This window comes from Gallibacterium trehalosifermentans, assembly GCF_042433055.1.
Lineage (GTDB): Bacteria > Pseudomonadota > Gammaproteobacteria > Enterobacterales > Pasteurellaceae > Gallibacterium > Gallibacterium trehalosifermentans.
On record NZ_JBHLWB010000003.1, the window covers coordinates 136,053 to 158,323 of the forward strand.

General features: G+C 37.4%; 22 protein-coding genes. 18 read left to right on the top strand and 4 right to left on the bottom strand.

Annotation, left to right across the window (positions count from 1 at the left end):
• Positions 1–93: 93 nt before the first annotated feature.
• The 7 genes from ACFFHK_RS03980 to htpG all read left to right on the top strand — a co-directional run bounded on the left by ACFFHK_RS03980 (position 94) and on the right by htpG (position 8,834).
• Positions 94–774: a fimbrial protein gene (locus ACFFHK_RS03980; RefSeq protein ID WP_382369705.1), complete on the top strand. Its 681-nt coding sequence runs from the start codon at positions 94–96 to the stop codon at positions 772–774.
• Positions 775–847: 73 nt separating this feature from the next.
• A complete protein-coding gene (locus tag ACFFHK_RS03985; protein WP_382369708.1) occupies positions 848–1,591 on the top strand; it encodes a fimbria/pilus periplasmic chaperone in 744 nt (247 codons plus the stop codon).
• 25 nt (positions 1,592–1,616) lie between these two features.
• Complete coding sequence (locus tag ACFFHK_RS03990) at positions 1,617–4,133, top strand: fimbria/pilus outer membrane usher protein (protein ID WP_382369711.1); 2,517 nt, start codon at positions 1,617–1,619, stop codon at positions 4,131–4,133.
• 10 nt (positions 4,134–4,143) lie between these two features.
• Entirely contained in the window at positions 4,144–5,130 is a 987-nt protein-coding gene (locus tag ACFFHK_RS03995; protein ID WP_382369714.1) for a fimbrial protein, read from the top strand.
• Positions 5,131–5,646: 516 nt separating this feature from the next.
• A complete protein-coding gene (locus tag ACFFHK_RS04000) occupies positions 5,647–6,171 on the top strand; it encodes a SprT family zinc-dependent metalloprotease (protein ID WP_382369717.1) in 525 nt (174 codons plus the stop codon).
• Between the two features lie 48 nt (positions 6,172–6,219).
• Positions 6,220–6,792 carry an opacity family porin gene (locus tag ACFFHK_RS04005; RefSeq protein WP_382369720.1) on the top strand — a complete coding sequence of 191 codons (573 nt, stop codon included), beginning with the start codon at positions 6,220–6,222 and terminating at the stop codon, positions 6,790–6,792.
• 155 nt (positions 6,793–6,947) lie between these two features.
• Positions 6,948–8,834 (top strand): molecular chaperone HtpG, encoded by a 1,887-nt coding sequence (htpG, locus tag ACFFHK_RS04010; RefSeq protein WP_382369723.1) that lies wholly within the window; start codon positions 6,948–6,950, stop codon positions 8,832–8,834.
• Between the two features lie 428 nt (positions 8,835–9,262).
• Here htpG and radC read toward each other — a convergent pair whose 3' ends face one another.
• Positions 9,263–9,925, bottom strand: coding sequence for a RadC family protein (radC, locus tag ACFFHK_RS04015; protein WP_382369726.1), 663 nt, complete (start codon positions 9,923–9,925; stop codon positions 9,263–9,265).
• Positions 9,926–10,128: 203 nt separating this feature from the next.
• Here radC and coaBC point away from each other — a divergent pair, with 203 nt between their 5' ends.
• Genes coaBC through ACFFHK_RS04045 form a run of 6 tightly spaced genes read left to right on the top strand, consistent with a single transcriptional unit; the run spans position 10,129 to position 14,154 of the window.
• The gene (coaBC, locus tag ACFFHK_RS04020) at positions 10,129–11,358 is read left to right on the top strand and encodes a bifunctional phosphopantothenoylcysteine decarboxylase/phosphopantothenate--cysteine ligase CoaBC (protein WP_382369729.1); all 1,230 of its coding nucleotides are present in this window, start codon (positions 10,129–10,131) and stop codon (positions 11,356–11,358) included.
• On the top strand, positions 11,345–11,797 hold the full coding sequence (gene dut, locus ACFFHK_RS04025; protein WP_382369951.1) for a dUTP diphosphatase: 453 nt from the start codon (positions 11,345–11,347) through the stop codon (positions 11,795–11,797). The genes coaBC and dut overlap by 14 nt, the downstream gene beginning before the upstream one ends.
• The gene (gene slmA, locus ACFFHK_RS04030; RefSeq protein ID WP_382369732.1) at positions 11,769–12,401 is read left to right on the top strand and encodes a nucleoid occlusion factor SlmA; all 633 of its coding nucleotides are present in this window, start codon (positions 11,769–11,771) and stop codon (positions 12,399–12,401) included. The genes dut and slmA overlap by 29 nt, the downstream gene beginning before the upstream one ends.
• Positions 12,402–12,407: 6 nt before the next feature.
• Positions 12,408–12,647 (top strand): YheU family protein, encoded by a 240-nt coding sequence (locus ACFFHK_RS04035; protein ID WP_382369735.1) that lies wholly within the window; start codon positions 12,408–12,410, stop codon positions 12,645–12,647.
• Between the two features lie 45 nt (positions 12,648–12,692).
• Positions 12,693–13,361: a cAMP-activated global transcriptional regulator CRP gene (gene crp, locus ACFFHK_RS04040; protein ID WP_382369738.1), complete on the top strand. Its 669-nt coding sequence runs from the start codon at positions 12,693–12,695 to the stop codon at positions 13,359–13,361.
• Between the two features lie 37 nt (positions 13,362–13,398).
• Positions 13,399–14,154, top strand: coding sequence for a class I SAM-dependent methyltransferase (locus tag ACFFHK_RS04045; protein ID WP_382369741.1), 756 nt, complete (start codon positions 13,399–13,401; stop codon positions 14,152–14,154).
• 449 nt (positions 14,155–14,603) lie between these two features.
• Here the strand turns inward: ACFFHK_RS04045 and tsaA are convergent, their stop codons facing one another.
• Complete coding sequence (gene tsaA, locus ACFFHK_RS04050; protein WP_382369744.1) at positions 14,604–15,317, bottom strand: tRNA (N6-threonylcarbamoyladenosine(37)-N6)-methyltransferase TrmO; 714 nt, start codon at positions 15,315–15,317, stop codon at positions 14,604–14,606.
• Positions 15,318–15,517: 200 nt separating this feature from the next.
• Between tsaA and ACFFHK_RS04055 the strand changes: the two genes are divergently transcribed.
• From ACFFHK_RS04055 to ACFFHK_RS04065, 3 genes are all read left to right on the top strand, one after another.
• Positions 15,518–16,423, top strand: coding sequence for a 1,4-dihydroxy-2-naphthoate polyprenyltransferase (locus ACFFHK_RS04055; RefSeq protein WP_382369747.1), 906 nt, complete (start codon positions 15,518–15,520; stop codon positions 16,421–16,423).
• Positions 16,424–16,455: 32 nt separating this feature from the next.
• Positions 16,456–16,953: a ribonuclease E activity regulator RraA gene (gene rraA / locus ACFFHK_RS04060; RefSeq protein ID WP_382369750.1), complete on the top strand. Its 498-nt coding sequence runs from the start codon at positions 16,456–16,458 to the stop codon at positions 16,951–16,953.
• 316 nt (positions 16,954–17,269) lie between these two features.
• Entirely contained in the window at positions 17,270–17,788 is a 519-nt protein-coding gene (locus ACFFHK_RS04065) for a hemerythrin domain-containing protein (RefSeq protein ID WP_382369753.1), read from the top strand.
• A 49-nt stretch (positions 17,789–17,837) separates the two neighbouring features.
• Here ACFFHK_RS04065 and ACFFHK_RS04070 read toward each other — a convergent pair whose 3' ends face one another.
• A complete protein-coding gene (locus ACFFHK_RS04070) occupies positions 17,838–18,404 on the bottom strand; it encodes a Crp/Fnr family transcriptional regulator (protein ID WP_382369756.1) in 567 nt (188 codons plus the stop codon).
• A gap of 203 nt (positions 18,405–18,607) precedes the next feature.
• Between ACFFHK_RS04070 and ACFFHK_RS04075 the strand changes: the two genes are divergently transcribed.
• Entirely contained in the window at positions 18,608–19,414 is an 807-nt protein-coding gene (locus ACFFHK_RS04075) for a sulfite exporter TauE/SafE family protein (protein WP_382369759.1), read from the top strand.
• Between the two features lie 36 nt (positions 19,415–19,450).
• On the top strand, positions 19,451–20,644 hold the full coding sequence (locus ACFFHK_RS04080; protein WP_382369762.1) for an anaerobic sulfatase maturase: 1,194 nt from the start codon (positions 19,451–19,453) through the stop codon (positions 20,642–20,644).
• Positions 20,645–20,861: 217 nt separating this feature from the next.
• Here ACFFHK_RS04080 and ACFFHK_RS04085 read toward each other — a convergent pair whose 3' ends face one another.
• Positions 20,862–22,268, bottom strand: coding sequence for a sulfatase (locus tag ACFFHK_RS04085; RefSeq protein ID WP_382369765.1), 1,407 nt, complete (start codon positions 22,266–22,268; stop codon positions 20,862–20,864).
• Positions 22,269–22,271 lie beyond the last annotated feature (3 nt).

The following is a 22,271-nucleotide window of genomic DNA, read 5'->3' on the forward strand; positions in this document are numbered from 1 at the left end:
GTTGAAATTTGATCTAGATCACTTCCCCCCCCCCCCATAGAGATTTTATATACTTTGCGCTCCGTTTAACTTAAATAAGGAAACTTTACAAAAATGAAAAAACTAATTTTAGCAACGCTTATTTCTGCGGGGGTGGGTTTTGCAGCGCAATCTGCAATGGCAGAGAGTGGTACAGGTGCTACTGGTTCCAAACAAGGTGGGACTATTATTTTTGAAGGGCGTATTGTAGAAACAACTTGCCGTATCAAAGATAACGAAGGAAATAAACGTGTAACCTTACCAACAGTATCTACAAAAGCATTTTCTCAGGCAGGAAGTACTGCTGGCATGGTTCCGTTCACGATTGATTTAGAAGGCTGTACGCTTACAGGCAGTGGACCAAAATTCATTAAAGCTTATTTCACTGTTAATGAAAAAGTTAATGCTCAAGGACGTATTAAAAATGTCTATAAACAAAATACTACTGCGACTGCGACAGAGCCAGCTATGCAAGATACTGCTTGGAATGATGCAATGCCTAATCCTGCATCAACATTAAATGATACCATTGCACCAGCGGCAGCAACAGGCGTTGATTTACAACTACTTGATCTAGATGGAACAACTCCACTTGTTATTACTGGAGACGGGCATAATACAACTGGTCAAGCTGGACAATATGTTGCTCTACCAACAAATAAATTACGTTATGCAGTTCGCTACTATGCAACTGCAGCAAGCGTTACTGCGGGCGGCGTACGTGGTTATGTAGATTACATTCTTTCTTATAAATAATTGATATTTACATACTTATCGAACGCATTGCCGTTCGATAAGTTATTTTTCGCTTCACTCGTTGCAAGGTATTATGATGTTCCGTTTTATCCAAAAGTTTGTTTACCTTATCTTACTTTTCACTCCCTATTTTATTGCTCAGGCGTCGGCAAATGTGATTATCATTGGGACACGCATTATTTATCCCGCAGATCAACAAACAGTAAGTGTACAATTAACCAATCAGGATCCATTACCTGCGTTAATTCAAGCATGGATTGATAATGGCGATCCAAATGTTCCTCCTGAACAAGTCAAAACCCCGTTTGTGATTACGCCACCGATTTCACGGATTGAGCCGAATAAAGGGCAGACATTACGCCTCACCTATACTGGCGAGCCATTACCAAATGATCGTGAAAGTGTATTTTATTTTAATTTATTAGATATTCCGCCAAAACCAACGGCGCAACAACAAGCCGAACACCCAAATTATTTACAAATTGCGTTTCGTAGTCGCATTAAATTATTTTTCCGCCCGACTTCGTTACCGATGGAGCTGGACGAAGCTTATACAAAAGTTAAATTTCATTTAAGTAGTGAAAAAGGGAAAAGTGTCATTGTGGTGAATAACCCTACCCCTTATTACATCACCTACGCCACGTTAGAGGTACAACAAGGTGGCAACAAAGCCAGCGCTAAAGAATTTGATATGGTTGCGCCATTCTCACAAGTGAGTTACCCGCTGTCAAAAGCGATTAAAGGGAAAGCTGTCGTTAATTGGTCGATTATTAATGATTATGGCGGCACCCAAAAAGGTATGAGCCAAACGCAATAGTTAGAGATACTGATTAAGGAAACATATGAACAGCCCTCATCGCGACATCATTTCGCTGCCAAATAGCTTAATAAAAAGAACATTACTGAGTATTGTGGTGGCGTTAACCTTTTCTGCCGCAAGCCAAGCAGATGATTTTGCGGAATTTGATGCTGAATTTCTCAGTGGTAATGTGAAAGAGTCTATTGATATTAGCCGTTTTAGTTACGGCAACCCAATTCCAGCAGGGAATTATGTCGCTGATGTGTATATTAATAATCAGTTGCGAGGGCGTACTAATTTGCGCTTTGTCGATTTTCCAGAACAAAAGCAAGCGTCGCTCTGCCAGCAGGATAGCTTGGTAACCTTGTTAGACTTAAAATCTGAGGCATTGGTGGATATGGAAAAATTGTCGCATGAGAATTGCCAGCCGTTGCAGTTAGTCCCCGAAGCGAAGATGAATTTTGATATTTCAACGTTACAACTGGATATTGATATTCCACAAGCCTTTGTGGAACAACGTCCGCTAGGTTATATCTCACCAGCGCAATGGCAACAAGGGGTACCCGTCGCCTTTGTTCGTTATGATGCTTCACACTATCGTTATCGTTATGACGGCGAGCAAGATCAACAAAGTAATATCAGTATTGATGCGGGTGTGAATTTATTTGGTTGGTCAATCCATCATCGAGGTTCACAAAGCTGGCATAACCAAAAACGGCAAGATTATCAGCGGATTGCAACCTATGCGCAACGTGATGTGCCGTTTTTACGTGCGCAGCTGACAATCGGTGATTTTTATACACGTGGTGGGTTATTAGACAGTTTGCCACTGCGTGGGGCGCAATTAACTTCGGACGATCGTATGTTGGCAACCTCATTACGTGGTTATGCGCCAATTATTCGAGGGGTGGCAAATACCAACGCTCATGTGATTATTCGTCAAAACGGTAATATCTTGCGAGAAGTGAATGTGCCACCAGGGGCGTTTGAGATAAACGACCTTTATCCAGCAGGGTACGCAGGGGATATTCAGGTAGAAATTTTAGAAGCCAATGGTGAGCGTCGCAGTTTTGTGGTGCCTTATACGGCAGTCGCCGAACTGGTGCGTCCGGGGTATAGCCGTTATCAACTCTCTGTTGGGCGGTTTAAATATGATAATAAATTGTCGAAAAATAATGTGGCACAAGCCATTTGGCAATATGGATTAACGAATAATATCACCCTCAACCTCGGGGCAAATTTAGCTAAACAGTATCACGCAGAGTTAGTGGGGCTTTCTTTTAATACCCCAATCGGTGCCTTTGCGACTAATGCGATTTTCTCGAATGCACAATTTGTTAATTCTGGGGTGAAAAAGAAAGGTTATAGTCTCTATGCCAGCTATAACACCCATATCGAACCTACTAATACTAATGTAACCTTTGCCGCTTATCGTTATTCATCAAAAGATTTTTATAGTTTGCAAGACGTATTAAGAGCAAATGATAGTGAAGATATTGATGAGGTATTTATCGATTTTGGGGTATTTAATTATCGTCCAAAACACCAATTCCAAGTGTCGATTAGCCAGCCGTTTAAAAATGGTTGGGGCGCAGCGTATGTAATCGGCACAACACGTACCTATTGGCAAACAAATCTCCGCCAAAATGAGTATCAAATTGGGTACGGGAATCAGTATAAACGACTAAATTATAGCCTTTCTTTTACACAGACTCGGGATAGTAATGGCAATAAAGATAACCAGTTTTATCTGAATTTATCCCTGCCATTAGGCACGAAAAATCCTGTTTACCTATCACAGAGTGTAACCCATAGCAAATCGTACGGTTATACCAGTAACACCTCGTTGTCAGGTTCATTAGGTGAAGAATATCGTTATAACTATAACGTTAGCGTTACTAAACAAAAAGATTATAGCAACTTCTCGTTAAGTAATAGTTATTACGGTTCGTTAGCGCGCATTGGCGCATCGTGGAGCCAAGATAATCAACAAAACCAACAAATGTCGTTTAATATGTCGGGCGCAGTGGTGGCGCACCAAAAAGGTGTTACGCTAGCAAATGATTTAAGCGACAACTTTGCGATTATTCACGCCAAAGGGGCGAGAGGCGCAAGAATCAAAGGTTCGGTTGGTAATGAACTCGATTATTTTGGTAATGGCATTGTGCCATATATTGAGCCATATGCGATTAACTATATTGGTATTGATACTAGCAAAATTCCTGATCGTGTTGAGCTTTCTTCTACGGAGCAGCAAGTTATTCCACGCGCGAATAATGCAATTTTAGTCGAGTTTTCGACAAAAGTAGGTAGCGTGGTGTTCTTTGAATTGCAAAATCTTGACAGCTATCCGCCATTGGGCACAGAAGTGTTTGATCAAGAGAATCAGTCTGTGGGGATTGTCTCGCAAGGTGGGCGTATTTATACCCGTGGGGTAGCTAATAAAGGTACATTACGTCTTAACTGGGGTGATAAACAGTGCCAATTTGATTATCAAATCTCAAGTGATAAAGACAATGGGCAACCGATAATTATGCCTGTGCAGTGTCAAGTGAAATAAAGGGAATAAGATGAAAAAAGTAAAAAGAATAATTGCAATAGGGATACTCGGTTTTGTGGTAAGCCAACAGACGTTGGCTGCCCAACAATTTATGGAAGTAGAAAAACTAGTAGGGCAAAGACAAGAAAATGGAGAAATTGTTTTTATAGGTAAAGTTAAATATCCAGAACGAGCTTGTAATTATTCTGGAGATTTCCCATATGCACTTAGATATAAAGGAATTAATCCAAATTATGCTTCTTACTATACACTAAAATTCGAGGCTTCAAGCCCAAGATCTCCTAGTTTTACCGAAATACAAGGAAATAATTCAGGCAGACCATTGGTTTGGGCTAATGGTGATAGTTACCTGACCCTAAAATTAACATTCACGCCTAAGGGAACAGGATCATATCAAGATAACATTATAAGAGCAGGAGCAAATCCAATAGATGGTGAACTTCATATTTATTGTCATTTTACAGGTTCGGCTGCTGAGTATGGTCTTTGGGGAGCTGTAAATTTAGGAACTGCTAATGACGTCAAGATCGATGAAACCTGTTCATTAGCTTTAGACGCAGATAGAACCGTAAGATTAGAAGATATTTACTTATCTAATTTAATCAGCAATGGACAAGTACATGGCGCAGATTTCCCAATTCAACTACGTTGCCCAAATAATGCGACCGTGAAAACGGCTTATATTGGTTATAGCGATGGTGGTTCGCCAAGTAATACAGGGCAAATTCTCTCCACCGATCAAAGTGTAACGGGTGCCGCACAAAATGTTGGGCTAAAAATTTATGACCAAGCTTCTCCTGCCACGCCGATTACTTATGGGCAATTACCAACCACCCAGTTTTTTACGCCAACGGGGAGCAATATTACCACTTTTGCTAGTGTTAGAGCGGGACAAACCTACACGAAAAACTATAAGGTTTATTACGTTAAAACGAATAATGCACCAACTGCTGGCTCGGTAACAGGGAAACTGAAATATAATATTTATTATCGTTAATGAATGGATAAAAATGTCGGAGAAATCCGACATTTTTATTTGGTTTAGGTTTAGATTTAAGTTTAGGTTTAAGGTTTAGGTTTCGCCCTAAAGGGCGACCCCATTTTCTTTGCTCACCCAAAGAAAATGGGGGAAAAGAAAGGGTGCCCTAGTGCCTTGCTATTTCCTCATTTCGTCAAGATTTTTCGGGCGGCAAAAAACTGATATTTTTCTTCGCATAGCTCAGAAAAATTAGACGTTTTTTGCCTAAAAATCTTTCCTGCATTCGGGCAAGGCACAAGGGAACCTTTTCTGTTCCGCTAATTTTTTTACACGAGCAAAACAAAAAGCAATAGCTTTTTGAATGTTGCTTGCAACGGCTCATTAGCGTCAGTAAGATTGCCCACAAAAAAGTGGGTCGCTCTTTAGGGCGAAACCTAAATCTAAACCCTCTAAAAAGATAATCCTTTATATAACTTTTTCAATAAACTTATATCAGTTATGATCCCCGCTATAATTTCATCACACTAACATACTATGACGGAACCACAGCTACGCCATTTACACCTACAAGTTAACCGAAAATTATCGCAATGCTTGCAATTAGCAGAACAGCATTTTCACTGCCAATTCCCACGCCCTACAATTAGCTATAAGTTACGTGGCGTCAAAGCAGGCGTTGCCTATTTGCAACTATGGCAGATCCGTTTAAACCCGATATTGTTATTGGAAAATCAGCAGGTATTTATCGATCAAGTGGTACCTCATGAATTGGCGCATTTGTTGGTTTATCAGCAATTTGGACGAGTGAAACCTCATGGGCGAGAATGGCAAATGGTGATGACTCAGGTGTTTGGCGTTCCTGCGGAAACAAAACATCAGTTTGCGGTACAGCGGGTGCAAGGAAAAACATTTCCTTATCGTTGTGCTTGTCAAATTCACCATTTAACCATACGCCGACATAACAATATTATGCGAGAGGGAATAGAGTATTTTTGTAAGAAGTGTAAGACAAAATTATTTTTTGTGGAAAGTCAGGATAGTACTGTTAATTTAGAATAATCGTGCTATATTTTTGCGGATTTTTTTAATCACTTATAGGAGAAAAATATGAAAAAGCTTTTTGTTATTGCGTTAGGTGCATTAGCTGTCGCTTCAGTAGCAAGTGCAGAAGTATATGTACAAGGTAATTTAGGCTATTCAAAGCTTAAAACAACAGGTCTTGATTATAGTGATTTTAATAAAAGTAATTTACAACCGAGTGTTGCCGTTGGTTACAAAATGGGAGATTGGCGTGCTGCGCTAGATTATACGCATTATGGTAAAGCGAGCAGCAGCTATCAAGATGATGACGTAAAAGGTCAAGCAAAACTTAAAGCGCAAGGGGTAGGGCTTTCTGCTATTTATGATATTGATGTTAATAGTGTAGTGAAACCTTATGTCGGTGCACGTGTATCAATTAATAGTGTAAAAATCACAGATACATATGTTAAGAATAATGTAAATTATCATGTTACAGAATCTGCAACTAAATTAGGCTACGGTGCAATGGTTGGTGCAAATTACGGTTTAGCGCCAAATTTAGATCTTGATGCTGCGTTAGAATATAACCGTTTAGGTAATTTTGAAGGGGTGAAATTAAACCAATATGGTTTAAAAGTAGGTCTTAAATATTCATTCTAATATTTTTTAAACGTCTGTATATAAAGTGCAAACTTAGCGGTTTGCACTTTTTTCTTGCCTAAAATCTTGAAATTTCTTTTTTTACACCTATTTTACCCAACCGATATTTGGCGATAATTGCCACGATGTAGTTTGATAATCAAAAGGGAAAATATATGAGTAAGAATCAAGAAACGAGAGGCTTTCAATCAGAAGTGAAACAGCTTCTGCAATTAATGATCCATTCACTTTATTCAAACAAAGAAATTTTCTTAAGAGAGTTGATCTCTAATGCGTCAGATGCGGCTGATAAATTGCGCTTTAAAGCATTATCTGCCCCAGAGTTATATGAGGGGAATGGTGATTTAAAAGTTCGTATTAGTTTTGATGCGGATAAAGGGACATTAACCATTAGTGATAATGGGATTGGAATGACCCGTGAACAAGCGATTGAGCATCTCGGTACGATTGCGAAATCAGGTACGAAAGAATTCCTTTCTTCATTAGGAGCAGAACAAGCAAAAGATAGCCAACTTATTGGACAATTTGGTGTCGGTTTCTATTCTGCGTTTATTGTGGCGGATAAAGTTAACGTAAAAACGCGTGCTGCGGGTGTTAGCGCTGATCAAGGTGTGTTATGGGAATCTGCTGGAGAAGGTGAATTTAGTGTTGCAGATATTGAGAAGCAAGATCGTGGTACAGAAATCACCCTCCATTTACGTGAAGATGAAAAAGAATTCCTCAATGAATGGCGTTTGCGTGAAATTATCGGTAAATATTCAGACCATATCGGCTTGCCAGTTGAAATTTTAACGAAAGAGTATGATGAAGAAGGGAAGGAAACTGGCGTTAAATGGGAAAAAATTAATAAAGCGCAAGCACTTTGGACACGCTCAAAATCAGACATTAGTGATGAAGAATATAAAGAATTTTATAAGCATTTAAGCCACGATTTTGCCGATCCAATGTTATGGGCGCATAATAAAGTAGAGGGAAATCAAGAATATACCAGCTTACTTTATTTACCAGCGAAAGCGCCTTGGGATCTTTTCAATCGTGAACAAAAACACGGTTTAAAACTTTATGTGCAGCGTGTGTTTATTATGGACGATGCTGAACAGTTTATGCCGAATTATTTACGCTTTATCAAAGGATTAATTGATTCCAATGATTTGCCGTTAAATGTTTCACGTGAAATTTTGCAAGATAACAAAGTTACTGCCGCATTGCGTAAAGCGTTAACAAAACGTGCGTTAGGTATGCTAGAAAAATTAGCCAAAGATGAAGATCAAACTAAATATCAACAATTCTGGCAAGAATTTGGCTTAGTCTTGAAAGAAGGTCCAGCAGAAGATCCTGCGAATAAAGAGGAGATTGCTAAATTATTGCGCTTTGCCTCAACGCATAACGATAGTAGTGAACAAACGGTTTCCTTGCTAGATTATGTTGCCAGAATGAAAGAGGGGCAAAAAGCCATCTACTATATTACGGCAGATAGCTATATGGCAGCGAAAAATAGCCCACATTTAGAGATCTTTAACAAGAAAGGTATCGAAGTTTTATTACTTTCTGATCGTATTGATGAATGGATGTTGAGCTATTTGACAGAGTTTGACGGTAAAGCGTTACAAACGATTACGAAATCAGATCTTGATTTAGGTGATTTAGCTGATAAAGAGGAAGAGGATAAGCAAAAAGAAGAAGCACAGGAATTTGCCTCTTTTATTGAACGTGTGAAAACATTATTAGGGGAACGTGTGAAAGATGTACGTTTAACCCACCGTTTAAGTGAAACACCTGCGATTGTTTCAACGGATAATGATCAGATGACAACACAAATGGCAAAATTGTTTGCTGCAGCAGGACAAAAAATGCCAGAAGTAAAATACACATTTGAACTCAACCCTGAACATCGTTTAATTAAGAAAGTCGCTGATATTGCAGATGAGCAACAATTTGCAGAATGGGTAGAACTCTTGTTTGATCAAGCATTACTTGCTGAACGAGGTACGTTAGAAAATCCAGCAGCGTTTATTAAACGTATTAATCAGTTGTTAGCATAATAAGATGTTATAAACCCACCGTTTGGTGGGTTTAGTTTATTAATACAGTTTTTTAATCTGTTTTTTGTGTGGATTGAGATTTAGGTTTCGCCCTAAAGAGCGACTTCATTTTTTTGCTTGTGCAAAAAAACGAAGCAAAAAAAGCACGCCCTAGTGCCTTGCTATTTCCTCATTTCGTCAATATTTTTCGGGCGGCAAAAAACTGATATTTTTCTTCGCAAAGCTCAGAAAAATTAGACGTTTTTTGCCTAAAAATCTTTCCTGCATTCGGGTAAGGCACAAGGGAACCTTTTCTTTTCCTTTATTTTCTTTGGGCAAGCAACGATAAAAAGCGATCGCTTTTTGAGTACTGCTTGCAGCGACCCAAAGGGTGAACAAGTGAGCTGAGCGAACTTGCGAATAAAAAGTAGAGAAAATAAAAATACTCCCTACCCCATTAAACCCTCTTCACAAAATGAAAAAACTTTATTCTTACCAACAATTAAATGATCTAATACCTTAACATCAATTAATTGGCATATATTTTTAATTTCTTTCGTTATTTCAATGTCTTGTGTGCTGGGTGTAACAATGCCTGAAGGGTGATTATGAGACAGAATTAGCGCAGCAGCATTATGTTGTAATGCCGATTTAATAATTTCTCGTGGGTGAATTTGCGTACTATTAATAGTTCCCTGAAATAATACTTCTTTTTGGATAAGGTGATGTTGATTATCTAAAAAGAGAACCACAAATATCTCTCGTTGCTGCATACTTAGTTCACTTTGCATATACAGTTTCGCAAATTCGATATTATTAAACACAGGTTGTTGCTTTAATTCTTCTGATAAATAACGTTTTGTCATTTCAATACAGGCTTGTAGTTGAATATATTGAGTAATGCCCAACCCTTTGACTTGGCAAAATTCTATTTCTGATGCACTGAGTAATTCACGTAAAGATCCAAAATGTGTTAATGCTTGTTCGGCTAATGCCATGACAGAACAATTTTTAAATCCAGTACGTAGAAAAATAGCGAGTAGTTCTTGATCGCTTAAACTTGTTGCACCTTGTTGTAATAATTTTTCACGAGGCATTAATTTAGACATCATAGATCCTTATAAAAATGGATAAAAAATAAATGTAGGTGAAGCTAAATTGTGTGAGGTAGAGATAAACTTTTTTTTGTGAAGAGGATCGTAAAGTTGAAAAAAATCATATTTTGTTTGAATAACCCCCGCAGTAAATTGGCAGGTTAGGAAATATCCAGTAGAATGGCTTATCTTTTGTTGATTTTTCTAGAGGTTATCAACGCGTGGATAATTATCTCCAACAGAAACGTATTCTTGTCGGTATTACTGGTGGAATTGCGGCTTATAAAACGATTGAATTGATTCGTTTGTTACGCAAGCAAGATGCAGAAGTCAGAGTCGTTTTAACTGAAGCCGCTGCGCATTTTGTTTCCCCTCTTACACTACAAGCGATTTCAGGTAATGCGGTATCGCAATCACTTTTTGATCCACAAGCTGAGTTAGCAATGGGACATATTGAGTTAGCTAAGTGGGCTGATGCGCTCATCATTGCTCCTGCGACAGCCGACTTTTTAGCACGTTTAAATTTAGGCTTGGCGAGTGATCTCTTAACGACATTATGTTTAGCGACTAAAGCGCCGATTTTTATTGCACCTGCAATGAATCAACAAATGTATGCACAATCAGTGGTGCAGCAACATTTAGCTAGTTTACGCCAACGAGGCATTAATATTATTGGTCCGAATAGTGGTGAACAAGCGTGTGGTGATGTTGGTGCTGGTAGAATGTCAGAACCAGCTGAGATTTTTGCTGCATTATCTGCAAGTTTTGTTACAGCAAAACCATTATTAGGATTAAAGGTGGCGATTACCGCAGGTCCAACACAAGAAGCGATTGATCCTGTTCGTTATATTTCTAATTATAGTTCTGGCAAAATGGGATATGCGATAGCAGAGGCGTTTGCAAAACAAGGGGCGATAGTAACGTTGATTAGTGGACCAGTAAATTTAACTCCACCTCAAGATGTGAATGTCATTAAGGTAACAACCGCACAACAGATGTGGGAACAATCAATGAGTGCAGCAGTAACACATCAGATTTTTATTGGTTGTGCAGCGGTCGCAGATTATCGGGTTGCAGATATTGCCCCTCAAAAAATTAAGAAGAGTGGTGATGAAATAACATTAAAATTAGTGAAAAATCCTGATATTATTGCCGACGTTGGTCATCTTACTGCACAACGTCCATTTACTGTTGGGTTTGCTGCAGAAACACAAGATGTTGAAAACTATGCTAAAGATAAGTTAGTTCGTAAACGTTTAGATTTAATTTGTGCGAATGATGTATCGATTGCGGGGCAAGGCTTTAGTAGTGATCATAATGCGTTACAGCTCTTTTGGGCAGATGGTAACGTTAGTTTACCGTTAACGGATAAACAGCACCTCGCAGAACAATTAGTCAACCTTATTATTAATCTCTATCAAAAAACAAACCATAATGATGAAAAAAATTGATGTCAAAATTCTTGATGCACGTATTGGCAACGAGTTTCCGTTACCAAGTTATGCAACTGAAGGATCGGCGGGTCTTGATTTGCGTGCTTTAATAGATGAAAAAATTATTTTACAACCAGGGGAAACTCGCTTAATTCCAACTGGACTCGCTATTTATATTGCGGATCCAAATTTAGCAGCAGTGATTTTGCCTCGTTCTGGATTAGGGCATAAGCACGGTATTGTATTAGGCAATTTGGTCGGATTAATTGACTCAGATTACCAAGGTCCTTTAATGATTTCAGCATGGAATCGTAGTGAGCAACCTTTTACGATTGAAGTAGGAGATCGTATTGCACAGCTTGTTTTTGTGCCAGTAGTGCAAGCCGAATTTAATATTGTAACTGATTTTGAACAAACAGAACGAGGCAATGGTGGATTTGGTCATACAGGAAAATAAACCGAAAAAGACAGTTGAAAAACGTTCTTTAGCAGCAAGGCGACAACAAGTATTAACGATTGTTGCCCATTTGCTCCATTCAGAACAAGGTATGGAGCGAATTACAACGGCAAAATTAGCAGAAGCTGTCGGTGTATCTGAAGCCGCACTATATCGTTATTTTCCGAATAAAACAAAAATTTTTGAGGCATTGATTGAGCAAATTGAAACTGTATTGTTGCAACGTATTACGCAGTCAATGAAGATGCAGACGGATACCAAAATGCGTGTACACGATATTTTGCAGATGGTATTAACTTTTGCTCAGAAAAATCCAGGATTAACTCGTATTTTAACTGGGCATGCCTTGATGTTTGAAGATAAGTCGCTGCAACTAAGAGTTGCTGCTTTTTTTGATCGTTTGGAATTGCAATTAGTCAATGTATTGCAGATGCGTAAGTTACGAGAAGGACGAGGATTTAACGTTGATGAACGAGTTATCGCAGGGCATTTAGTATTGTTATGTGAAGGGCAGTTTATGCGTTATGTCCGTTCTAATTTTCGCCATTCTCCAAGCCAAAATTTTGCAGTACAGTGGCAATTAATTGAACCGCTTTTTGATTAAGTAAAAATGATTATTCCTTGGGAACAGCTAAGCGAAACGGCGTTGCGTAATATCGTACAAAGTTTTATTTTACGTGAAGGTACGGATTATGGGGTACGAGAGTTGAGTCTATCTGAAAAAGAAGGGCGATTACTCAAACAGATTAAATCTGGTCAAGTTGTGATTGTGTGGTCTGAGCTACATCAATCACTAGACCTTAAAGAAAAACAGGTATTTTTAAGACAAGCTGAGAAAAATATGCTATAAAAACAGAGTTTTAAAGTTTTATTTAATTTCAATAGTGTTGGTGGTATGGATATGAAAGAAGAAATTGAAATGCAACATGATGATACAGGAATTACTCATGCAAATGATCCAACGTTAGAATGGTTTTTATCTCATTGCCACATTCACAAATATCCCTCAAAAAGTACCCTGATCAATGCAGGTGAAAAAGCAGAAACACTCTATTATTTAATCAAAGGATCGGTTGCGGTTTTGGTAAAAGATGATGAAGGCAAAGAGATGATCCTTTCCTATTTAAGTCAAGGGGAGTTTTTTGGGGAACTGGGGTTATTTGATGAGGTGAAAGTTCGTACTGCATGGGTAAAAGCGAAAAGTACCTGTGAAGTTGCGGAAATTTCTTATAAGAAGTTTCGCCAATTAATCCAAGTCAACCCAGAAATATTGATGTATTTAACCGCTCAGTTAGCACGCCGCTTGCAAAATACCTCTAAACAAGTGAGTAATCTTGCCTTTTTAGATGTAACGGGCAGAATTGCACAGACATTATTACACCTTGCTAAAATGCCAGAAGCAATGACCCACCCAGAAGGAATGCAAATTAAAATTACTCGGCAAGAGATAGGACAAATTGTTGGTTGTTCTCGTGAAACGGTTGGACGTATTTTGAAAATGTTAGAAGATCAAGGTTTGATCTCTGCGCATGGTAAAACGATAGTTGTTTACGGTACAAGATAAAAGAGGATTGTGTTTATCTAACAGTAAGGAAATATTGATGAAAAAAGATGAAATAGGCCATAATTTTTTAGCTCGCTTAGGTAAAACACGCCTCCGCCCTGGTGGTAAGCAAGGGACTGATTGGTTAATTGCAAATGCTGATTTAAATCAAGACAAAAAAGTACTTGAAGTTGCTTGTAATATGGGAACTACTGCTATTGCATTGGCAAATCAATTTGGTTGCCAGATAGAGGGTGTCGATTTAGATGAACAAGCATTAGCGAAAGCACAGAAACAAATTACAGAAGCAAAATTAGATCATTTAATTCATGTACAACGAGCAAATGCGATGAAATTGCCTTTTGCAGATAATTCGTTTGATGTGGTGATTAATGAAGCAATGTTGACGATGTTGCCGTTAGAAGCAAAGCAAAAAGCAGTTGCCGAATATTTTCGCGTTTTGAAACCAGGTGGCTTTTTATTAACACATGATGTGATGTTATTAGAACAAAATGTTGATGAAATTTTGGCAACATTGCGTAATGTGATTAATGTTAGTGTAACACCTTTGACCAAAGAAGCTTGGAAATCATTATTTAATGATGCAGGTTTTAGTAATGTTGATACCTATTCGGGTGAAATGACATTATTATCGCCAAAAGGTATGATTCACGATGAGGGGGTGTTAGGAACACTAAAAATTGTGCGTAATGCCTTGAAATCAGAAAACCGAGCGACTTTCCAAAAGATGTTTAAGTTCTTTAATGATCCGCAAAATAAACTACATTTTATTGTAGTATGTAGCCAGAAATAAATGCAGAGAAACGGTCTTGATTATTCAAGACCGTTTTACTACTAACAAACCTAGATTTAAGTAAGATCTTTATAAAATACTCAAAGGGTTCCCTTGTGCCTTGCCTGAATGTAGGAAAGATTTTTAGGCAAAAAACGTCTAATTTTTCGTAGAAAAATATCAGTTTTTTGCCGCCTGAAAAATCTTGACGGAATGAGGAAATAGCAAGGCACTAGGGCGCCTTTTCTTTTCCTTTATTTGTTGCGAGCAATGACAAAAAGCAATAGCTTTTTGAGCGCTGCTTGCAGCGACCCGAAGGGTGAGCAAGTGAGCCGAGCGAACTTGCGAATAAAATGAAGTCGCCCTTTAGGGCGAAACCTAAAGATACAATTTTAGTGAAAAAATAAACTAAAAATTAATTAAGATGGCTTGTGTCAACAAACTAGTGGTCTTGATTATTCAAGACCGTTTTACTTTGTAGTGTTAGCCAAAGAAACAACTTCAATGATCTGTGCTGAATACATTCGCCATTGAATATTAATATCCCACAATGTCATTCCATAAATTCTGTCTGTTACTTGTGTTCTTTGATAAGCAGGACGAGGATCTTGTTGTAATACTTCCGTAATTAATGCTGGCAGTGTAGGGTAATGCTCAATGAATACACTAAGTTGTTGCTGAGCTTTAGGCGTGAAATTGACATCTAGTAATCCCTCTGGTTTAGTTTGGGCAAAACCAGACTGAGCAAAAGGTTCGCTATCTGCATAGGTAAGGTAGGGTTTGATATCAAAAATAGGGGTGCCATTCACGAGATCAACACTGCCTAAATGTAATAAGACTTTATCTTTGTTAATTTCAATATGATCTAAACGTACTTTGGAAAGCCCCAGTGGATTGGGACGATGTGTCGCACGAGAAGCAAACACACCAATACGTTGATTACCGCCTAAACGAGGTGGACGTACGGTTGGCGACCATTTGCCTGTCGGAATACGATCAAATTGAAAGATGAGCCATAAATGTGAAAATTGTTCTAATCCTCTCACACATTCAGGCACATTGTAAGGCGGAATCAGTTCTAAAATACCCGTACCATGTTTAACTAATTCAGGTTGCCGTGGTACAGAAAATTTTTCTGTATAGGGCGTATGAATAATAGCGACAGGTTGTAATTCAAGCGACATATCTGACCTCTTATGCCAATAAATAAGTAGTTATCGTAAATCTCATTCTAACCTGAATTGACTTACTTTCTTGCGTTTGGGATTTGTTCGGAATTCACTATACAATCCAATCAATTAGGGTAAAATGACCAACTTGTTTTATGGAACACTTTCCTTTTGCGTGCAGAGGCGCAACAAGATTAATAAGTTTAGAGAAATGAATGAAATCGAGCAAATGTAAAATGTGGTTTGAAACCGCAAGACCTAAAACGTTGCCTTTAGCGATAGCCTCTATTGTTACAGGTTCTGCATTAGCCTATCATCATCAACATTTTAATGGAATGGTTGCTTTATTGGCATTACTTACGGCAACATTACTACAAATTGTATCTAATTTTGCGAATGATTATGGTGATCATATCAAAGGCTCGGATACAGAAGAGCGTATCGGCCCATTAAGAGGCATTCAGCAAGGCGTGATCAGTTTTGCCCAATTACGAATTGGATTAATTTTGGTAACGGCAGCAAGTATGGTGTCTGGATTAGCATTAATTTTTGTGGCTTGTCAGACATGGAATGATGTTATTGCCTTTGCATTACTTGGTGTACTAGCGATTATTGCTTCTATTACTTATACCGTAGGGAAGAAACCATATGGGTATATGGGATTAGGTGATCTTTCTGTTTTTATCTTTTTTGGGCTGCTTGGGGTGGGGGGAACCTATTATTTACAAGCTCATCAAGTGAGTAGCAGTATGTTTTTGCCTGCAATGATGTCTGGTTTCTTAGCGGTTGCTGTGTTGAATATCAATAATTTGCGTGATGTTGAGCAAGATAAGAAAGCGGGTAAAAATACGTTAATTGTGCGTATTGGAGCGAAATATGGTTGTTATTACCATGTTGTATTATTAGCTTTAGCAGCAATTTGTGCATTAGTATTTGCAGTTAATCATTTTAAACATTGGTATAGTTTCTTGTTTGTGGTGATATTACCATTACTTGTTAAACACGCTATTTTTGTGTTACGTCATAAACAAGCATTAGAATTACGCCCAATGCTTGCACAAATGGCTAAATTAGCACTATTATTTAACATTATTTTTAGTTTAGGGCTTTGTTTTGCGTAACTTAGCTCACAATGAAAGAAAAGGAAAATACAATGAGAATTGACACATCAGAACTTTGCGATATTTACTTGGATCAAGTCGATGTGGTTGACCCAATTTTTTCAAGCTTCGGTGGCGTTTCGGCGTTTTCAGGTAAAATTACCACAATTAAATGCTTTGAAAGCAATGGTTTAATTGCTGAAGTCTTAGATGAAGATGGACATGGGCGAGTATTATTGATTGATGGTGGCGGCGCAGTTCGTCGCGCGTTAATTGATGCAGAGTTGGCACAATTAGCAGCAGATAATGGTTGGGAAGGCATTATTGTGTATGGTGCAGTACGTCAAATTGATCAATTAGAAAATATTGATATTGGTATTCAAGCACTTGCACCAATTCCTGTGTCGGCTGATGACCAAACCGTTGGAGAGGTTGATGTGCCAGTGAATTTTGCAGGAGTTTCTTTCTTGCCAGAAGATTTTGTGTATGCCGATTTAACGGGAATTATCTTATCGCCAGAACAACTTGATATTCCAGAAGATGACGAATAGGACATAAGAAAGCTAAAACCTCATCATTTGATGAGGTTTATTTTTTGTTTAACGGAGAGGTAAATATCCACTGCAAATTGAAATTCTTTCCATACCATAATAGCCACTAAACGCAGGTATTTACCTACGGATACACTATAAAACGGCGACAATTAGTTTTATTATTTCCCCACCCCAGAGATATTGCTAACAAATAAAGTGTGTAAAACATTTGTTATAAAGGTGTAATTAAATATACCTTTATGGGTAATTGTTTTTAGTTTATGAATACCTTAGTATTTTAGTCGGATATTTTTAGTGTACTAAGGAGAAATTTATGATTGGAATCGTTGAACAGGATACCCCTTTTTCTGCTCAGGAAATTGCGCATTGGAAGACTGCTACTTATCAAGATATTATTAATTTTGTTGAATCAGGCTATCACACTCGCCATCGCCAGCAATTACCAGCCCTTATTGAATTAGCGCAAAAAGTAGAAAGTGTGCATAAAGATAGCAGTGCTTGCCCAGCTGGTGCCGCAGCAATTTTACAAAAGATTTATCAAGATCTTGAAATACATATGCGTAAAGAGGAACAAATCCTGTTTCAAATGATTCAGGCTGGGCAATATGCAATGGCGAGAATGCCAATTCAAGTGATGTTGTCTGAACATGATGAAGCAGAAGAAGATCTTAAAACATTGCTCGTCGTAACACGTAATTTAGTTTTACCAGAAGGTGCGTGTGGTTCGTGGCAGGCATTATATAAAGGAATCGCAACGTTTATTGCAGATCTAAAACAGCATATTTATTTTGAAAATGAGATCTTTTTTGCAAGAGTTGTGGCAGAGAGTTAAGTTAATCAGAATAATGCCTGTTATATCAGGCATTATTCTTGCTATGAGATTAAATTAAGTTTTTCCTACGAAGTTCTTTTGTAATTCGAATAGCCGTTTCTGTTTCACAACCGGTATATTCTGCTATTTCTCGGTTTGTCCAGTTGTATTCTGGAAAGTTTTCATTGAGAAAACAGATGCTATCAATAATGCGATCTAAGCTTTTTAGATAAGCACTTTTCGCTAATCTGTTTTCTGCATCTTTTAATTCATTTGCAAGAATTTGAAACAACATTTGAACTGCACTTGCATTTTCTGCAAAGAAACGATCGATGTTTTGCGGGGTAATTCTGATTATTTCTGATTTTTGTAAAATTCTGGCGGTGCAGTGATATTGTCCATTACCAAATAACGTCCTGAAACCGAAATAATCTCCTTGTTTATAAATACGAACTAAACTTTCTTTGCCATTTTCTAACATATGGTATAGACCGACTAACCCTTTCTCGACAAAATAAAATTCATGTGAAGCATCACCTTGTTCATATAAGGGCGTTCCTTTTGGCAGTGTATGTAAATGCGTGTATTGACAGCTTTTTAATTGCTGAGGGAGTAGTATGTTGGCGTTTGTTATCATAAGTTATTCATTCTATTTGTCGTGATTATCAAAATAAACTTGTATCCAGTTTATATATTTTATCATAGTGCCTATTCTATGAATTAAATAGCTATCAAGTGGCAGTATAAGTAGAGAGTATTTTAATGACTATGACAATGATCATAAAGACTTGATATAGAGTTAATTCATAATATAAAAAAATATTACGATAGAAATAGCATATGACAATATCAATTATTATCACCTTAATTATTTGTGGTCTGCTGGCGAATCTGATGTCTGCGTTATTTGGAATTGGTGGTGGCGTACTGATGGTCCCAGTATTACATACGTTGTTCCCAGAGATCCCTTTACAGATGATTGCAGCAACTTCATTGACCATTGTTATGGGAACAGCCGTCATTAATCTTATCTATTTTATTAAACAAAAAATTCGGATTGATATTAGAAAAATGATTTTTTGGTCATTAGGTATGATTTTGGGCGTACAAATCGGTTTTTCTCTCAGCTTTGCTGTGTCAGATTTTATTATTGTGCTAGTGTTTGTGCTAACGTTGACATCATTGGCAATTAAAACGTTTATTGACATAAAAGTACAAAGAATTAGAAACAATGATCATCAGAATGAAAATGATACAGTCAAAGGTATTTTCGCTTGTTTCTTTGGTGGCGGGATTGCTGGTATAACAGGTATTGGTGGTGGTTCAATTATGTCCCCGTTAATTGCACAACTACCCAGTGTGAGTATGCGGCAAATTGCTGTTTATACTAACTATATGATGGTTATTGGGGGAATAGGGAATTTTTATAGTTATTTATCGAAGTCGCCAGATATTGTTATTCCCAATTCGTGGCAGATTGGCTATGTGAATTTTAGTATTGTAACGATTGTTGTATTAAGTTCTTTTTTTATGAGTTTTTTTTCGATGAAAATTAGAGGAAAACTTAAACCAACATTATCTAAAAAACTCTTAGGATTGACATTATTTGTTATTGCTATATATATGTTATTGTTACAATTTATTTAGTTCTTTCTTTAGCCTCTATTCGTTATTGGTGTTTTTATGTCTGAAGTCAATCAAACCTATTTTAATTTGATGGCAAAGCCAAGTAGCTTCCATTGCAATATTAAATGTGAATATTGCTTTTATTTACAAAAAGAGCAAGTGTTAACACATAATGTACGATTAATGACAGAATCTACATTAGAAAACTACATTAAAAACTATATTAATTCATTTTCTGGTAGTCGTGTCGATTTTGCTTGGCAAGGCGGTGAGCCAACACTTTTAGGTATTGATTTCTTTAGAAAAGCCATTGAATTTCAAAAAAAATATGCAAATGGAAAACAGATTAATAATAGTTTTCAAACAAATGGAATTGCATTAAACCAGCAATGGGCAGAATTTTTTAAAGCAAATAACTTCTTATTAGGTATTTCTATTGATGGATTAGCCGCTATTCATAATAAATATCGCATTTCTATTAATGGGCAGCCAACGTTTGAACGTGTTAAACACGCAATTGAATTATTAAAAAAATATCAGGTTGACTTTAATACGTTAACGGTTGTAAACGATCAAAATTGGAATAAAGGAAAAGAGACCTACCTTGCGTTAAAAGAGTTAGGTTCAACATTTATGCAATTTATTCCTATTGTTGAAGTGGCGAATTATGCAGTACAACGTTCAGACTATAATCCAAGTAAGAATTATAAAATGACACCATTTTCTGTACCACCAGAAGGGTACGGACAATTTTTATTAGATATATTTAATGAGTGGGTAAAACAAGATATTGGTCATATTTTTGTGATTACATTTGATAATTTATTAGGGCAATGGCTAGGTTATCCTTCAAGTAGCTGCGTACATAGAGAAACTTGTGGGCAATCTATGGTATTAGAAGCCAATGGCGATGTGTATTCTTGTGATCACTTTGTCTATCCTGCGTATAAAATAGGTAATGTCAATCATCAGTCATTGGCTCAAATTGTGAATAGCAAGAAACAGATTAATTTTGGACAAGCAAAACGAGAAACCTTGACTAAAAAATGCCAAAAATGTGAGGTACGACATCTTTGCTATGGTGGTTGCCCAAAACATCGAATTGTTCCATTGAAAGGCGAACAGTTTAAGCAAAATTATTTATGTCCTTCTTATCAATTATTTTTTCGTCAAACAGCGCCAATCATGGCACAGATGCGGAATATTATTCACCGAGGTGGAACGGCTAGCGATATAAAGCACTTTATGTAGATAATTTAAATATTTATCTTTTAGATTTAGATATTGTATGACAAGTGTAGATACCGTCCTAAAAGATACACTTTTTTGGACGGTATCGTTTTAAACCACTTTTTAGTGATCATTTTATTGCTACATTCATTTGTTTTTGTAACAAAATATTTTGGTTTGACATAATAAATATCTATTCTGAAGTTATGATTCCAGAATAGATAGGAATAAATTATGCCTATTTATGATAATGTGGATTTGGTTCAGGAATACGAGCACCAACATCTTGCTTCCACTTATCTAATTTCTTCTTCAGCTTTTGCACGACATCTGGATATTGCTCACTTACCTCATAATGTTCTCCAATATCTTTATATACATTATAAAGTTCTAGTTTTCCGTCCTCAAAAAACTCAAGTAACTTCCATTCACCATCACGAATAGAACAGCCAGGAGTACAACCTTGATTACTGTAATGCGGATAATGCCAAAATAATGCTCTTTCAATCGTTTTTTGTTGCTGCATTAAAAGAGGAAGAATGCTAACACCATCGCAATGTTGCATTGGGCGTAAAGGTAATCCAGCGGCTTCTAATAATGTAGGATAAAAATCAGTTGATGTTACAGGTGTTTCTAACAGGATATTTGGCTCAATTTTGCCCTTCCAGCGAATGATTAATGGTTCTCGAGTACCTCCCTCATACATCCACCCTTTTCCCTCACATAACGGTTTATTTGTTGTCGGCGATCCTTCAGCAGTGGCAAGCCCTCCATTGTCGCTATAAAAGATGACAATCGTATCTTCTTCTATCCCATTTTCTTTCAAACAATCAAGCACTCGGCCAATATTCCAGTCTAGATTTTCTACCATCGCCGCATAAACAGGATCACTTTGGATTGTGCGTCTTAGCACATATTCATCTTGTTTATGTAGGCAAGGAAACTGTTCCCCTTTTTCAAAAGGGTCTATTTGATCAAGCCCTAAACTACGTGCTTTAGCTCGATATTTCTCTACGAGATGTGTATGGCATTGGATTGGCGTATGAACGGCATAATGAGATAGATACATAAACCAAGGCTTATCTGTATCACTACTATTATTAATTAATTTTATCGCTTCATCAGTTAAACGATCTGTAAGGTATTCGCCCTCTGGTCCATCTTCGAGAGTTTCAATTCCATAAGGAGAAAAATAACCTTTAAATGGGTGTCCCCAATCACATCCGCCAATATTGACATCAAATCCATGTTTTTCTGGATAAGTTTCAAAACGCTGTTCATTATGCTTGCTTAAATGCCATTTTCCGACATGCCAAGTATTATAGCCTCCCTCTTTTAATGCTTTCGCTAGAGAAAATTCTTCAGTGCTAAGGTGATCAATATAAGGCACATCAGCCAATTTTCCTTCGGAATATCCACCTAACCACTGTGTCATTCCTAATCTAGCAGGATATTTTCCTGTTAAAATACTTGCCCTTGTCGGAGAACATACTGGGCAGGCCGCATAGGCATCAGTGAAGCGAGCTCCTTCTTGGGCAAACTGATCTAATCTAGGCGTTTCATAAAATGAGCTACCATAACAACCAGTATCAGACCAACCATAATCATCAAGTAAGATAAAAAGAATATTTGGTTTTTTCTGCATAAT